This window comes from Paenibacillus sp. F024, from assembly GCF_057814255.1.
In genome coordinates, this window is the sequence record NZ_JBVASZ010000059.1 from 1 (window position 1) to 13,315 (window position 13,315).

The window sequence follows — 13,315 nt, forward strand, 5'->3', positions numbered from 1 at the left end:
TTTCGTCGATACGCTTTTACGCACAGATTTCGCCATACGCAAGTATCCTAGCTACGCGGGGACTTGGCTCCTCCCGCGACCGGACTTTCACCGGCTAGAAGATGCGTGCTTAGCTGGGCACGCCAAACGAAAAAGAGACGGTGCATGACGCACCATCCCCTGAATGATGACCGGCTGAGTGGAAGGAGCTGCTTCGTCCGCCGGCAGGACGAGCAGGATCGGAGAGACATCACGAAGGGAGGGAATCTGCTGATTGATTTATGAAGAAGCTGCACCCGTTATTTAGGAGTTAACAGCGGATTCCTGTTGAAAACCTCCGACCTGAGGAAGGTCCACGCTTCCTTAAGCAGCGCTTCAATTTCGTAGACGCGAGCCCCAAGCACGCTGACTGCCAGGCCGAATTTGTAGGTCAGGCTTACACCGCAATACAGTTCAGAATGCAGGTATCCATGCTGGACCAGCCGTTCCCGCAATGCTTCAACCGCTTCACGGCTGACCCTATCCGAGAATAAATACAGCGTCCCCACATGCGTATATGAATCCCAGCGCGCCATTCGCCGGGGGGATTGACGCTGCGGCTCCACACGCTGCTTCGCGCTGAAAATCAGCTCGCTGCCATAACAGACCGTCAGGCGGCTTTGATACCGTTCATAATGGAATCGTTCTCCGCGATGCGTTCGACCCGGGCAAACGATATCACTCAGGAACAAGGACGCTCCCTCTTCCATCTGAACCGTCATATCGCTCGTAAACGAAGCGTCCTTGTACAGCATCAGCGGCTCCGGCAAATACTCCACGTAAGCCCCGCGGCTAATAGACAAGCATTGATGCTGTACACCGGGATTCGGCGGTTCACTGCCGGCCCTCTTTGAAGGATGCACTTTCGTATATGACTGATTCGTCACGAAAACATTCGTATTCTCGCCAAATCGCCAGCTCAGCTCATAGCGGTCCCCCGCCATTACGCCGGGAGACGCATCCATGAGGTATACCCCAAGCTGCCGGCCTTCAAACGGGAAGGTCTTGGCGATTTTTAACGGATACGCATGGATGTGGCTCTGAAGCTGCGTGATTCCGCCTTCGTTCGTAAATTCTGCATGAACAGAGCCGGTCACCTCAGGCATGGCTGTATTGATGCTCCACCCAATGTACGATATCGTCAAGCCCTTGGCCGTCGAACAGGTTGGAGAATACAAACGGCTTGTTGCCGCGCATCCGGATCGTATCTTCTTCCATAATCTTTAATGAGGCGCCGACGTGTGGGGCCAGATCAATCTTGTTAATGATCAGCATATCCGAGCGCATGATGCCCGGTCCGCCTTTGCGAGGAATTTTCTCCCCCTGCGCCACATCAATAATATAGATAAAGCGATCCACCAGCTCCGGACTGAATGCCGCAGCCAGGTTGTCGCCGCCGCTTTCGATAAAGATGATATCGAGATGCGAAAAACGGCGCTCCAGCTCTTCAATCGCCTCAAAATTCATCGAGGCATCCTCGCGAATAGCCGTATGCGGGCATCCGCCGGTCTCCACGCCGATAATGCGTTCGGCCGGCAGCGCCTCGGAACGGATCAGAATATCGGCGTCTTCCTTCGTATAAATATCGTTGGTGATGACCGCAATGCTGTATCGATCGTTCAGCTTGCGGGCCAGACGCTCGACAAGCGCTGTTTTGCCTGAACCGACAGGACCTCCGATTCCGATACGCAGCGGCCGATTCAACGTCTTGGCCTCCGGCGTTTCCCAATGATGGTGATGATGCGCTCCTCCCTGACACATAGCAAAGCCCTCCTTAAATAATAAATGACGGATAAATCGGATATCCTAGCCTTACGACATAAACAATCGCGAATATAAGTTCTCATGACGCATCATGGCAATATCCGAATAAGGAACGCTTCCGAAGCCGTCCTCGATCGGGTCCAGCGGCTCACACATCCGCCAAGCGGCCTGAATGGACGGAACCAAATTGGCAAGCAGCCTCTGCCCATCCGTTTGGCCGATGGACATCAGCCGCAGTCCACTGTTAATGCAGGTCATCGTGGAAGCGTACAAATAACCTTCTGCTGCCATGGTCAACGGCACCCCAAGTCCCAAGCTGATCCAGCCGTGAATGAACGGATGGGTACCGATGCACCGCCCCGACGCCATCGCTTCATCCAACAGCTCCCAGCCGAGCAGCGGATACATGGCGCGGCCGAGCTGATATAGTCTGCGGCCCATTTTGGCTGTGCCTTCCCTTGTCTCCATCGATGCCCGCTGGACATGCTGCGTCTTGTCAACAAGCCATAGCTCCTCCCAGCGCTTCTCGGGAGCCAGTGTATAGACGGCCTTGACGACCAGCGCATCCACCGGCGCCCAGCTGTGAAACAGCATGCTTTCAATGTACTCCTGCAGCTGGTGCAGCTTTACGATTCTGCCTTCCTGCACCATCGTCTCCAAACCGAACGAATGGGAAAACCCTCCGATCGGCAGCGCCGAATCCAAAAACTGCGTATAGGCAAGCCATGAGAATGTCTGTCCGCTTTCCATGCTGCGGCCGCCTCCCTGCTTTAAGCTTACATATTAAAATAAGAAGTAGCGCTGCGCCATCGGCAGCTCGCTCACCGGTTCGCACGTAATGGCCTCCCCGTCGACCTTCACTTCGTAAGTCTCGGGGTTGACCTCGATCAACGGGGTTTCACCGTTGTGAATCATAGCCTTCTTGGTAATGCTGCGGCAGCCCCGTATCGGCTCAATCCGTTTTAGAAGACCAAGCTCCTCATGGACTCCCGCATCGTATGCCGCCTGAGATACGAACGTTACGCAGTGCCTTAGCGCCCGCCCGAAAGCACCGAACATCGGCCTGCCGAAAACAGGCTGCGGCGTAGGGATCGAAGCGTTCGGATCTCCCATTTGCGCGTAAGCGATGATCCCGCCCTTTAGCACCATATCCGGCTTCACGCCGAAGAACGCCGGACTCCAAACCACCAGATCGGCAAGCTTCCCGACCTCCACCGAACCGACCAAATGCGATATGCCGTGCGTAATCGCCGGATTAATCGTGTACTTGGCGACATAGCGCTTGATGCGGAAGTTATCGTTGTCCTTGGGTGAAGCACTCTCTTCACCCGGCGCCGCCAAAAATCCGCGCTGCTTCTTCATTTTGTCCGCCGTTTGCCACGTGCGGGTGATGACCTCGCCTACCCTGCCCATCGCTTGTGAATCCGAGCTGATGATGCTGAACACGCCAAGATCGTGAAGAATGTCTTCTGCCGCAATGGTCTCCGGCCGAATTCTCGAATCGGCGAAGGCCACGTCCTCGGGGATGCGGCTGTCCAGATGATGGCATACCATCAGCATGTCGAGATGCTCTTCCACCGTATTCACCGTGTAGGGACGTGTCGGGTTGGTGGATGAAGGCAGCACATTCAATTCGGAAGCGATGCGGATAATATCCGGCGCATGGCCCCCGCCGGCCCCTTCCGTATGATACGTATGAATCGTACGGCCGCCGATGGCCTTGATCGTATCCTCCACAAAACCGGACTCATTCAGCGTATCCGTATGGATCGCTACCTGAACATCGTAGCGGTCGGCTACGCTCAGGCAGGCGTCGATCGCAGCCGGAGTCGTTCCCCAATCCTCGTGAAGCTTAAGCCCGATCGCTCCCGCTTCGACCTGCTCCATCAGCGGCTCGGGAAACGAAGCATTGCCTTTGCCGGTAAACCCGAGATTCATCGGGAACGCCTCCGCCGCCTCCAGCATCCGGTGTATATGCCATGCCCCCGGCGTGCACGTCGTAGCGCTCGTACCCGCCGCAGGCCCGGTGCCCCCGCCAATCATGGTCGTGATCCCGGACGCCAGCGCCGTCTCGATCTGCTGCGGGCAGATATAGTGAATATGGGTGTCGATGCCGCCGGCTGTAATGATCTTGCCCTCGCCCGCAATCACTTCCGTCGAAGCTCCGACAATCATGTTCGGATGCACGCCATCCATCAGGTCCGGATTCCCGGCCTTGCCAATGCCGGCAATAATGCCGTCTTTTATCCCGATATCGGCTTTTATAATCCCGCCGTGATCTATGATCACCGCATTGGCAATCAGCGTGTCGAGCACTCCTTGATTGCGCGTATGCCGGCTGGATTGTCCCATGCCGTCGCGAATCACCTTACCGCCGCCGAATTTGCATTCATCGCCATAAACGGTGAAATCGTGCTCGATTTCCGCCCACAGGCCGGTATCCGCCAGCCTAACGGCATCCCCGGCGGTGGGTCCGAACATGAGAGCATACGATTTCCGATCGATTCCAGCCACCTAGAACCCCTCCTCCCACTCGGTTAATCTTATGCGAATCGGTTCCGGCAGCAGCCCCCGCCGCACCTTCCCCCCGGACAATCCGTTCAACCCGTACGAAACCTTGTCTCCCCCCAGTTCGACGAGCTTGACGGGCTTTTCTTCTCCCGGCTCAAAACGGACCGCCGTGCCCGCGGGAATATCCAGCCGCATGCCAAACGCCTGTTCCCGATCAAATTGGAGCGAGCGGTTCACCTCGAAAAAATGGTAATGTGATCCAACTTGGACAGGCCGGTCCCCGGTATTGATAATGACGAGATCCGCTTTTTCTTTCCCCGCGTTCAATTCGATCGATCCTGCCTTCACCCGATATTCTCCAGGTATCATAGCCATTCCCCTCTCTCCGAGATCTTTCTTGCTATCATGAATGACCTAGCTTTTCTGTCCATTGTCGAGCGCTTGTCAGCGCCGGATCGGCTGATGCACCGTAACCAGCTTCGTCCCGTCCGGGAACGTCGCCTCCACCTGCACCTCATGAATCATTTCCGGCACGCCTTCCATGACTTGCTCGGCTTTCAAAATCGTGGTGCCGTACTGCATAAGCTGAGCCACCATCATACCGTCTCGCGCCCCCTCCATAATTTCCGAGGTAATGAGCGCTACGCTTTCGGGATAGTTCAGCTTGACACCGCGGGCCAAACGCCTTCGGGCCACATCGGCCGCCACGGTGATGAGCAGCTTCTCCTTCTCCCTTTCTGTCAGGTACATGCTTTACCTCCTAAACACGAATATTACCGTTTCAATACGTCTATTATATTCGCGATTCGTGTGAGTGTAAATAACATATGTAATTTTTTATTACATAAAATCAAGTTTAAATTGCGTATTTTAGACTTTTTCGTTGAAATCTAGAGATAAACCTAACATTTAGAACATATGAAAAGCGAGAATTTTAATTTACCAAAAATTTATGTTAGTTATATTTACACTTAAATAACATTTGAATATGATGAGGCGATTCGCCAAAACCGTAACCGTCATGCATGAAGGTACAGTGCTTCGCGAAGGATCGATGCAGGATATTCAGGAAGACGACAGAGTGGCCGAAGTTTATCTCGGAAGGCGGGGCGAACGGCATGATTGAAGCAGACGGAAAGCTGGAGCTCACAGGTCTTGAAGCCGGGTATGGCGAGAGTATGATCCTGAGGGATGTGTCACTGACCGTGAAGCCCGGCCAGGTCGTGTGTCTTATGGGGCGCAACGGCGTAGGCAAAACAACGCTGATGAAAACGATCATGGGCCTGATCAAGCCAAAAAAAGGAGTGATTCGTTACGCCGGACGCGATTATACATCCCAAGCTCCGGACCGCCGCGCTAGGGCGGGAATCGGTTATGTTCCGCAGGGGCGGGACATCTTCCCGCAGCTCACCGTAGAGCAGAATCTCCTGCCCGGACTGGAGGCTGCCAGCGCCAAGGTACGTAAAGCGGGGATTCCGGAATCGGTATATGAACAATTTCCTGTCCTGAAGGAAATGCTGTGCCGCAAAGGCGGAGACTTAAGCGGCGGTCAGCAGCAGCAATTGTCCAGTGCCCGCGAGCTCGTCTCCGAGCCGAAGCTTCTCCTGCTGGTCGAACAAAGCCTTTCCTTTGCAACAAGTATCGCCGACTACTACTATGTGCTGGATAAGGGCGTCGCCGCCGCCGAAGGCGGCTCCGATACGCTTAGTGAGGAGCAGGTACGCAAGCACTTGGCCGTTGGAGCTGCGGCTTTTTTTTGCCCCTTGGCCCTTTTGGTGCTATCATAGAAATGGTATGGAACCATTTTCCAAGGAGGGACACAAAACATGACCACGATTCAGCAAATTGGCGATACTAAAGAGCTGAAAGGCGGCATTCGCATGCCTTGGGTAGGACTCGGCGTATGGAAGGCGAAAGACGACGAAGTTACCCAAGCTGTGCAAACCGCCTTGGATGCCGGATACCGCTCCATCGATACGGCAGCCGTATACGGCAATGAAGAGGGTGTCGGAAGAGCGCTTCAGGCCGCAAGCATCCCGCGCGACCTCCTGTTTATCACAACCAAGGTGTGGAATGCCGATCAAGGCTACGATTCCACGCTTCGCGCATTTGAAGAAAGCCGCAGGAAGCTGCAGCTGGAGGTCATTGATTTGTACCTTGTTCACTGGCCGGTAAAAGGCAAATATAAAGAAACGTGGAAAGCGCTCGTGAAGCTGCAAAAGGAAGGCTATGTCCGCGCCATTGGCGTTAGCAACTTCCAAACGCATCACTTGCAGGACATCATCGATGACAGCGGAGTCGTACCCGTTGTCAATCAAGTGGAATTTCATCCTTTACTTCAGCAAACGGAGTTGAGGGCCTTTTGCCGACAGCATGAGATTCAGGTTGAGGCGTGGAGCCCTCTGATGCGGGGCAATCTCGACCTCCCGCTGCTTAACGAGCTTGCAAGCAAATACGGCAAGTCGCCGGCGCAAATCATCCTTCGCTGGGACCTGCAGCACGGCATCGTTACGATTCCAAAATCGGTACATGAAAGCCGTATTCGGGAGAATGCCGACATCTTTGACTTTACGCTTTCGGATGAGGACATGATGCGCATCGATGGATTGAATCAGAACAAACGATTCGGAGCGGACCCGGATAATTTTGACTTTTAAACTTATGTATCCACAAGCAAGCAGGAGGAGTAACGGACATACGGTCCGCTGCCCCTCCTGCTTTTTGGTTTTACCCGGTTTCACCTGTCACCAAACGATAGCCTCCTCCATACTATGGATTGTGCATGAGCCTAAGCCTACGAACAAGGAAGTGATCTTACACCGTTTCGGAAACGATTGCTTTCTTGCTTTCAGGGTCTGATGTCTGTGCTTTATTTAACATGAATCCGGCAGCAAAGCTGCAAGCATCTGAAGGAGGTTTTATCGAATTATGTACAGCAACCTTTATAAAACAGGTGTAAGTCCATATGGCGGCTACGGCATTCCCAACTACGGTCCCGCTCCTGCTGCAGTACAACCTAGCGCACAGCCTAACATTCCGACGCCATCCATGCCCACCGTTCAGCAATTGGCTCAGCCTAACATTCCGATGGCAAACATCCCCACCGTTCAGCAATTGGCTCAGCCTAATATTCCGATGGCAAACATCCCCACCATCCAGCAATTGGCTCAGCCTAATATTCCGATGGCACCCATGCCAACCGTTCAGCAATTAACTCAGCCTAACATTCCGACGGCACCCATGCCAACCGTTCAGCAATTAGCGCAGCCTAACATTCCGACGGCACCCATGCCAACCGTTCAGCAATTGGCTCAGCCTAACGTTATGAAAGCACCCATGCCAACCGTTCAGCAGTTGGCTCAGCCTAACGTTCCCACCGGGGGTGCCGTTTCTCCGTTAGGCGCCCCGTCCGCCGGCCCTGCAGGTGCGATGGGTCTGCTTCCGCTGGAGCAATCCTACATCGAGAATATTTTGCGTCTTAACCTTGGCAAAATCGGCACGTTCTATATGACATACGAGAACAACTCCGAATGGAACGCCAAAATCTTCAAGGGCAGAGTAGAGGCCGCCGGCCGTGACCATATCATTCTCAGCGATCCGCAGACGGGAATGCGCTATCTGCTGCTGATGGTCAATCTCGATTACGTTACCTTCGAGGAGGAGCTTCAATATACTTATCCGTTCTCCACTCAAGGACGTTTGGTCCGATAAACCAACATTAGGGGGAAGTCCCTCAGTCGTTAAGACTACGGGGTGGCCCCCTTGCTTTATATCTATCAAGTTTTGCTCCAAATCCATTTTGGTGATGCAGGGGCTATCCTTAACTGAGCGAACGTAATGAAGAATACATAACCTATAAACTTAAATTCTATTACTTGGCGGGACTCATCTCCAATCGTCCGGAATCTTGATAGACAAGTATATGATAGCCAATGTCTCAGTTTCCTATTTTCGATTTTTCTAGGTAGCTTCTTTATTTTATCAATAATTAAATCTATGTCCCTATCAAAACAAGACATCCATTCATATCTTATACTATCAAAATGAAGGAGGTGTAAGTATGAATAATCTAAGCATTGTCAAAAGGTCCGGCAAAAAAGGCTCCATCAGCGGCAATAAAAAGAAAAAGCGTAAACATTCCGGCTGCAAACGCAGCATTTATGGGACAGGCAGCTATCGAGGCACTTACGGCACTCAGGTCGATCACAACAGCAAAGGTGCTAAAAGCCAAAAAAGTACGCCATCCTCGCAAGGTACTGAAGGTGCACACAACTCTAAAAGTACGCAGCAGGACGTTTATTATTACTATGAAGACGTACACTCCTCTCACGGCTCTAAAGGCGCTCAGCATTCTCAAGGCTCTCACGGCACTCACGGCACTCACGGCTCTAAAGGCGCCCAGCATTCTCAAGGCTCTCACGGCACTCACGGTTCTAAAGGCGCTCAGCATTCTCAAGGCTCTCATGGCACTCACGGCTCTAAGGGCGCTCAGCATTCTCAAGGCTCTCATGGCACTCACGGCTCTAGGGGCGCTCAGCATTCCCAAGGCACTCACCCCTCCCAAAGCTACCAAGGCACTTATGGAATCAACGGCTATAATAACTTGCCTTATTTTTGGGGCATGTAAGTTCCCGCTCCAAAACCAATACAACCCCAAAAGCAAACATCCCTCACCCCGATTACTGTGGTTTGGGATGTTTTCCGTTTAAACATAATCCCGTCCGGTCATTCCATCTAAAGAGAGCCGCGAATGCGCATAGCTTCCGTTCAATTATCCAAAAAGGCCCGGACCAAACCTGCCTTATAGAAGGTGGTCGACTCGCCGCAAAACTGGCAAAATGCCGCCTCAGCAGGATTCACCTTGCCGCAGCCTTTGTCCAGTCTCCCCGGTTCATCCGTGCATCGATTAACCAGTGGAGCCCCGCACCTGATGCAATATTGATTTTTGCCATTCACATGCTGACAACGGACACATACTCTTTCCTCATTCTCGGCCATGCCAAGCTCTCCTTTTTTCGCCGGTTAACGATCTGTTAAAAAAGATGTCAAAGGACAAAATCCCATTGAATATATTAGGCATAAGCTCATACTCTTTAGAAGGAATTGGTATGGCTAACACTGTATTTCCATTCGTTAACGCCGCTGTTTGAAAAGGAGAATTGTTATGGCTTATGCCGACGGGCAGTTTCATGTCATTTTCAATAAAATTATGGTCAATTCGGTGGATACGAGTGCGGGCATATTTATCGGAAACAACACGGCAAACGGCTGGAGCTCCATCCGCAAAGACAACAACGGGTTCGGCAGCGCCAGCGGGAGCAGACTTCATCACAACTGCAATCTGGTATATGACAATGATCATATCGACTTTCCCATCGAGGAGCGAGGGGTACATATTCAGTATCAAACGGCGCCGGCCGCCCAAAATATTACCTTCCAATCGATTGATGTGAATGCAGTAAACACTGCTTCCTCCATCGCTGTCGGCGATAACAACCAGCCCGGCTGGAACGCCTTCGGAAAAAATAACATGGGGGACGGACGGCACAAGGGCATCAATGTCATGCACAACAATGTGAATACCGTGATGGACGAGGATGTGATCGATACCTCTGTCACCCAGCAAAACCTTGGCAGAATAACAACGTTGGAAACGGGTTAAGGAAAAGAAAGATCACGCCGAATCCATCGAAACGGGACTGGATTTCATCGCTGCGACCATTTCCGGATCGGAATTTTGTAATACATCCATGAGGTCGCTGTCGTCCAGGACGGAGCGGATCTCCCGGAGGCTGTTTTCATTTCCGTGAAGGGTTCCGAAGCCCTGATTCTGCTTCTTATGGCTTTGAAAGCCGCTGGGATAATTATTGCCCAGATTGATGCAGGAAGCACCTTCTACGGATCCGATATGAATATATCCAATGACAAACGTAGGCGACATAATACCTTTCCCCACAGGCAATCTCCTCCCCCTTTAACGGTGAGGCTTCATTCCCGATTCATATTTGAAGCCTTCCGCCGTTTTTTTGATTTCAAAGTGCTGCTGCTTATCCTCCGATTTATCTTTCGGCCTCTCTGCCTGCTTTGATCCCTGACTCTGAGTACTCTGCGGTTCCTTTTTGCCGACACGCGTACCGAAATTATTGCCCAAATTTAAAGCCCCGCTCAGCTCGTCGATATCAAGCCGGTCCAGGCGAAAGGTTAATTGCTCCAAGGAAGGATTATGGACATGCAGGTTTTCTATGGTGATGTTGTGCCCCGAAGGCTTCTCATTCAATCGTTCGATGGCCCGTTCCAGTCCCGCCAATCGTTCATGCAGCATCTTGTCCGAATTCATACGGGCCTCGCGGCTAAGAAACCAATTTAAGACCCCCATCGCTTCCCATCCCTTTTATTCATCAGGTCCATCAAGTCGTTATCCATAACCATGTGATGGCCGTACTCCGACACATTCTCCTTCCCCTTGATGCTCCCAAAGCCTTCATTGCTTTTGCTGTAACTCTTCCAGCCCGAAATGATATTGTGACCGGAAAATACGCCGGAAGCTTTGGATACGGACTGAATTTGCAAATCGTTGAACCGAATGTCGACCATTCCGATCGCCCCCCCGTTGTACATGTACTGATATCCCTATTATATTGAGGGAGCAGCCAACTTATTTCTCTTCCTGATCAACGTTATTCAGGCGGATGTGCTTGATTTGCTCCATGGCTTTTTTCCGGAAACGAACGGTTAACAGACCTGACCGGTAGCCGGTCGATGCTCCATCCGCTTCCACATCATGCGGCAGGAGCACCTTGCGCTGAAATTTACCGAAAAACCGCTCCGATAGGGCCAGGTCATCCTCATCCACCGGATACTCGCAGCGAAGCTCCCCCTTCAAAAGGAGATGGCGGTCGATCAGGCTCATTTTGATCGAATCCAAAGAGATAAGGCCGGGCAATTCCACGATAACGACCACTTCATCCGCTGTTTCATATATATCCATCCGGGGGCCGGGATTCGGAATCAGACGGGAGATATCCTGCCAGAAATCCTCCCCCAACGCCTTGTTAGCCTGATTCTGTATGGCGCTCCACAACACCTTGGGATCGTTCATCCGGGTTATCACCAGCCTTTAGTCTAAATTAATGCTGTTGGTGGATTGAGGCCATTCGTGCAATTGGAGTATAGCTTTAATTATGTTTATGATACATGCTTGATTTTAAAGAACAGCTATAGCTGCCGTTGTCCAATAATTTATTCGGCGTTTGGAAGGAGAAATTTTGAACCCCGCGGATGATTTCAAATCCTTGGTCAACACTAATCAACAAAGAGTGGACATCTCAAAGGATTGAACATAGGGAGGAATGGCATTGGAGAATTCATTTGAGCATACGATAATTCCTGTTACAACCGTAACCAGCGGCGAAGGCCAACAGGTGGCCTCTGATATCTATTGTTTGCCGGTTCAGTTTGCCAACGTGGTGTTTGTAGGAGAACCTGCTACCCATGAATGGGTACTTGTTGATGCAGGGGTGCCGCGTTCGGCTGACGATATTATAGAATCTTCTGAGCAGCGCTTCGGACGGGATCATCCTCCGAAGGCCATTATTTTGACACATGGACATTTTGACCATGTGGGCGCCATTGCGGAATTGGTTGAGCGTTGGAATGTTCCCGTTTATGCGCATGAGCTGGAAATCCCCTACCTGACAGGCCAGTCGAATTATCCTCCGGGCGATCCCACGGTTGATGGCGGTTTAATCAGCGAGATGTCTCCTATGTTTCCTAACCAAGGAATACATTTAGGAGCCCATGTAAAACCATTGTCTCCGGACGGAAGAATATCCGAAATGCCGGGTTGGACATGGATACATACACCTGGACATACGCCGGGACATATCTCGTTGTTCCGCGAAAAAGACGGGTCTCTTATCGCCGGCGACGCGTTCGTATGCGTAAAGCAAGAATCATTGTATAAAGTGGTCCTGCAGAAACGGGAAATCAGCGGCCCGCCAAAATACTTTACAACGGATTGGCAAGCCGCATGGGAATCGGTTAAGAGGCTTGAAGCCCTAAAGCCGACGTCCGCAGTTACCGGCCACGGTCTCCCCATGTCTGGTGAGCTGCTTTCCAGAGAATTAAGTACATTAGCCCGTGAATTCGACCGGCTCGCTATTCCGGAGCATGGGCGGTATGTTCATTAAACGCCAAACAGCCCGAAAAGAAAAAAACTGTACCGGACTTAAGCTCCGGTACAGTTTACTAAAGGGATTTACTTCATAGTCATACTAGAAAAATGCAAGAAAAAATCTATTCCAGATTGGCATGTCTGCCGAACATCGTTCCGGAATCCAAACCCTTCTTCTCCATCAGCTTCAATATAACGGCATCGCAGAAGATCAACAGCGTCTGCTCGAACAAGGCTCCCATCGGCTGGATGGTGATGTAGCCTCCGTCGGACCGGTCTTTAGGAGAGCCCGGCAGCTTCACGACGATATCCGAAAGTGTGCCGATCGTCGAATCCGGGGAAATGGTGATTGCCGCAACGGTTCCCTCCAGGCTTTTGGCTTTCTGCGCCATAGGCACCAAGCTTTTCGTCTCTCCCGAGCCGGATCCGATGATGAACAAATCCTCTTTTTCCAGGTTGGGAGTTACGGTTTCGCCTACGACATAAGCTTCAAAGCCCATTTGCATCAGCCGCATCGCAAAAGACTTCATCATCAGTCCGGACCGGCCTGCTCCAGCCACGAAGATCTTCTTGGCTTGAAGAATGCCGTCGGCCAGCTTTTCCGCCTGCTCATCGTCGATAAGGTTAATGGAGCGCTCCAGTTCTTTGATGATCTCAGCTAAATACTGCGTCGTCTGCATAACTCTTATGCACCTTGCTTGATTAATTTTTGCATTTCAGCGGCTGCGGCTTTTTTATCTTCTTGTCCGGTAATGCCGCCGCCTACGATAACAAGGTCAGGCTGGGCTTTGATCACTTCCGGCAATGTGCTGAGCTTGATGCCGCCGGCGATCGCCGTTTTTGCATTTT

General features: G+C 51.7%; 19 protein-coding genes and 1 pseudogene. 7 read left to right on the forward strand and 13 right to left on the reverse strand.

Features of this window, described 5'->3' with window-relative positions; genetic code table 11:
- Positions 1–278: 278 nt before the first annotated feature.
- The 6 genes from ACZYR9_RS26315 to ACZYR9_RS26340 all read right to left on the reverse strand — a co-directional run bounded on the left by ACZYR9_RS26315 (position 279) and on the right by ACZYR9_RS26340 (position 5,043).
- Positions 279–1,124, reverse strand: coding sequence for an urease accessory protein UreD (locus tag ACZYR9_RS26315; RefSeq protein WP_488981350.1), 846 nt, complete (start codon positions 1,122–1,124; stop codon positions 279–281).
- Positions 1,117–1,779 carry an urease accessory protein UreG gene (gene ureG, locus ACZYR9_RS26320; protein ID WP_488981351.1) on the reverse strand — a complete coding sequence of 221 codons (663 nt, stop codon included), beginning with the start codon at positions 1,777–1,779 and terminating at the stop codon, positions 1,117–1,119. The genes ACZYR9_RS26315 and ureG overlap by 8 nt, the downstream gene beginning before the upstream one ends.
- Before the next feature lie 51 nt (positions 1,780–1,830).
- Entirely contained in the window at positions 1,831–2,532 is a 702-nt protein-coding gene (locus ACZYR9_RS26325) for an urease accessory protein UreF (protein ID WP_488981352.1), read from the reverse strand.
- Between the two features lie 33 nt (positions 2,533–2,565).
- On the reverse strand, positions 2,566–4,296 hold the full coding sequence (gene ureC, locus ACZYR9_RS26330; RefSeq protein WP_488981353.1) for an urease subunit alpha: 1,731 nt from the start codon (positions 4,294–4,296) through the stop codon (positions 2,566–2,568).
- Positions 4,297–4,662 carry an urease subunit beta gene (locus ACZYR9_RS26335; protein WP_488981366.1) on the reverse strand — a complete coding sequence of 122 codons (366 nt, stop codon included), beginning with the start codon at positions 4,660–4,662 and terminating at the stop codon, positions 4,297–4,299.
- Positions 4,663–4,737: 75 nt separating this feature from the next.
- Positions 4,738–5,043 carry an urease subunit gamma gene (locus tag ACZYR9_RS26340; protein WP_488981354.1) on the reverse strand — a complete coding sequence of 102 codons (306 nt, stop codon included), beginning with the start codon at positions 5,041–5,043 and terminating at the stop codon, positions 4,738–4,740.
- A 244-nt stretch (positions 5,044–5,287) separates the two neighbouring features.
- Here ACZYR9_RS26340 and ACZYR9_RS26345 point away from each other — a divergent pair.
- From ACZYR9_RS26345 to ACZYR9_RS26365, 5 genes and pseudogenes are all read left to right on the forward strand, one after another.
- Positions 5,288–5,419, forward strand: a pseudogene (locus ACZYR9_RS26345) (ABC transporter ATP-binding protein); the annotation flags it as partial.
- Positions 5,412–6,080, forward strand: a complete 669-nt coding sequence (locus ACZYR9_RS26350; RefSeq protein WP_488981355.1) for an ATP-binding cassette domain-containing protein — start codon at positions 5,412–5,414, stop codon at positions 6,078–6,080. The pseudogene ACZYR9_RS26345 and the gene ACZYR9_RS26350, both read left to right, overlap by 8 nt.
- Positions 6,081–6,119: 39 nt before the next feature.
- A complete protein-coding gene (locus ACZYR9_RS26355) occupies positions 6,120–6,950 on the forward strand; it encodes an aldo/keto reductase (RefSeq protein WP_488981356.1) in 831 nt (276 codons plus the stop codon).
- Positions 6,951–7,476: 526 nt separating this feature from the next.
- The gene (gerQ, locus tag ACZYR9_RS26360; RefSeq protein ID WP_488981367.1) at positions 7,477–8,004 is read left to right on the forward strand and encodes a spore coat protein GerQ; all 528 of its coding nucleotides are present in this window, start codon (positions 7,477–7,479) and stop codon (positions 8,002–8,004) included.
- A gap of 349 nt (positions 8,005–8,353) precedes the next feature.
- The gene (locus ACZYR9_RS26365; RefSeq protein ID WP_488981357.1) at positions 8,354–8,920 is read left to right on the forward strand and encodes a hypothetical protein; all 567 of its coding nucleotides are present in this window, start codon (positions 8,354–8,356) and stop codon (positions 8,918–8,920) included.
- A gap of 140 nt (positions 8,921–9,060) precedes the next feature.
- Here ACZYR9_RS26365 and ACZYR9_RS26370 read toward each other — a convergent pair whose 3' ends face one another.
- The gene (locus ACZYR9_RS26370) at positions 9,061–9,291 is read right to left on the reverse strand and encodes a hypothetical protein (protein WP_488981358.1); all 231 of its coding nucleotides are present in this window, start codon (positions 9,289–9,291) and stop codon (positions 9,061–9,063) included.
- 166 nt (positions 9,292–9,457) lie between these two features.
- Here ACZYR9_RS26370 and ACZYR9_RS26375 point away from each other — a divergent pair, with 166 nt between their 5' ends.
- Positions 9,458–9,955 carry a hypothetical protein gene (locus ACZYR9_RS26375; protein ID WP_488981359.1) on the forward strand — a complete coding sequence of 166 codons (498 nt, stop codon included), beginning with the start codon at positions 9,458–9,460 and terminating at the stop codon, positions 9,953–9,955.
- Between the two features lie 12 nt (positions 9,956–9,967).
- Here ACZYR9_RS26375 and ACZYR9_RS26380 read toward each other — a convergent pair whose 3' ends face one another.
- From ACZYR9_RS26380 to ACZYR9_RS26395, 4 genes are all read right to left on the reverse strand, one after another.
- Positions 9,968–10,249, reverse strand: a complete 282-nt coding sequence (locus tag ACZYR9_RS26380; protein ID WP_488981360.1) for a hypothetical protein — start codon at positions 10,247–10,249, stop codon at positions 9,968–9,970.
- A gap of 18 nt (positions 10,250–10,267) precedes the next feature.
- A complete protein-coding gene (locus tag ACZYR9_RS26385) occupies positions 10,268–10,669 on the reverse strand; it encodes a hypothetical protein (RefSeq protein ID WP_488981361.1) in 402 nt (133 codons plus the stop codon).
- On the reverse strand, positions 10,657–10,887 hold the full coding sequence (locus ACZYR9_RS26390; RefSeq protein WP_488981362.1) for a hypothetical protein: 231 nt from the start codon (positions 10,885–10,887) through the stop codon (positions 10,657–10,659). The genes ACZYR9_RS26385 and ACZYR9_RS26390 overlap by 13 nt, the downstream gene beginning before the upstream one ends.
- Positions 10,888–10,948: 61 nt before the next feature.
- Complete coding sequence (locus tag ACZYR9_RS26395; RefSeq protein ID WP_488981363.1) at positions 10,949–11,392, reverse strand: Hsp20/alpha crystallin family protein; 444 nt, start codon at positions 11,390–11,392, stop codon at positions 10,949–10,951.
- Positions 11,393–11,642: 250 nt separating this feature from the next.
- Between ACZYR9_RS26395 and ACZYR9_RS26400 the strand changes: the two genes are divergently transcribed.
- Positions 11,643–12,482: an MBL fold metallo-hydrolase gene (locus tag ACZYR9_RS26400; protein WP_488981364.1), complete on the forward strand. Its 840-nt coding sequence runs from the start codon at positions 11,643–11,645 to the stop codon at positions 12,480–12,482.
- A 106-nt stretch (positions 12,483–12,588) separates the two neighbouring features.
- Here the strand turns inward: ACZYR9_RS26400 and hxlB are convergent, their stop codons facing one another.
- On the reverse strand, positions 12,589–13,146 hold the full coding sequence (gene hxlB / locus ACZYR9_RS26405) for a 6-phospho-3-hexuloisomerase (protein ID WP_488981365.1): 558 nt from the start codon (positions 13,144–13,146) through the stop codon (positions 12,589–12,591).
- 5 nt (positions 13,147–13,151) lie between these two features.
- On the reverse strand, positions 13,152–13,315 hold a 164-nt coding region (locus tag ACZYR9_RS26410; protein WP_488981368.1), incomplete at its 5' end, for an orotidine 5'-phosphate decarboxylase / HUMPS family protein.

Coding starts and splice junctions, on each gene's coding strand:
- ACZYR9_RS26315 (WP_488981350.1), bottom strand. CDS start 1,124: ATGCCTGAGGTGACCGGCTCTGTTCATGCAGAATTTACGAACGAAGGC.
- ureG (WP_488981351.1), bottom strand. CDS start 1,779: ATGTGTCAGGGAGGAGCGCATCATCACCATCATTGGGAAACGCCGGAG.
- ACZYR9_RS26325 (WP_488981352.1), bottom strand. CDS start 2,532: ATGGAAAGCGGACAGACATTCTCATGGCTTGCCTATACGCAGTTTTTG.
- ACZYR9_RS26335 (WP_488981366.1), bottom strand. CDS start 4,662: ATGATACCTGGAGAATATCGGGTGAAGGCAGGATCGATCGAATTGAAC.
- ACZYR9_RS26340 (WP_488981354.1), bottom strand. CDS start 5,043: ATGTACCTGACAGAAAGGGAGAAGGAGAAGCTGCTCATCACCGTGGCG.
- ACZYR9_RS26350 (WP_488981355.1), top strand. CDS start 5,412: ATGATTGAAGCAGACGGAAAGCTGGAGCTCACAGGTCTTGAAGCCGGG.
- ACZYR9_RS26355 (WP_488981356.1), top strand. CDS start 6,120: ATGACCACGATTCAGCAAATTGGCGATACTAAAGAGCTGAAAGGCGGC.
- gerQ (WP_488981367.1), top strand. CDS start 7,477: ATGGCACCCATGCCAACCGTTCAGCAATTAACTCAGCCTAACATTCCG.
- ACZYR9_RS26365 (WP_488981357.1), top strand. CDS start 8,354: ATGAATAATCTAAGCATTGTCAAAAGGTCCGGCAAAAAAGGCTCCATC.
- ACZYR9_RS26370 (WP_488981358.1), bottom strand. CDS start 9,291: ATGGCCGAGAATGAGGAAAGAGTATGTGTCCGTTGTCAGCATGTGAAT.
- ACZYR9_RS26375 (WP_488981359.1), top strand. CDS start 9,458: ATGGCTTATGCCGACGGGCAGTTTCATGTCATTTTCAATAAAATTATG.
- ACZYR9_RS26385 (WP_488981361.1), bottom strand. CDS start 10,669: ATGGGGGTCTTAAATTGGTTTCTTAGCCGCGAGGCCCGTATGAATTCG.
- ACZYR9_RS26390 (WP_488981362.1), bottom strand. CDS start 10,887: ATGGTCGACATTCGGTTCAACGATTTGCAAATTCAGTCCGTATCCAAA.
- ACZYR9_RS26395 (WP_488981363.1), bottom strand. CDS start 11,392: ATGAACGATCCCAAGGTGTTGTGGAGCGCCATACAGAATCAGGCTAAC.
- ACZYR9_RS26400 (WP_488981364.1), top strand. CDS start 11,643: ATGGCATTGGAGAATTCATTTGAGCATACGATAATTCCTGTTACAACC.
- hxlB (WP_488981365.1), bottom strand. CDS start 13,146: ATGCAGACGACGCAGTATTTAGCTGAGATCATCAAAGAACTGGAGCGC.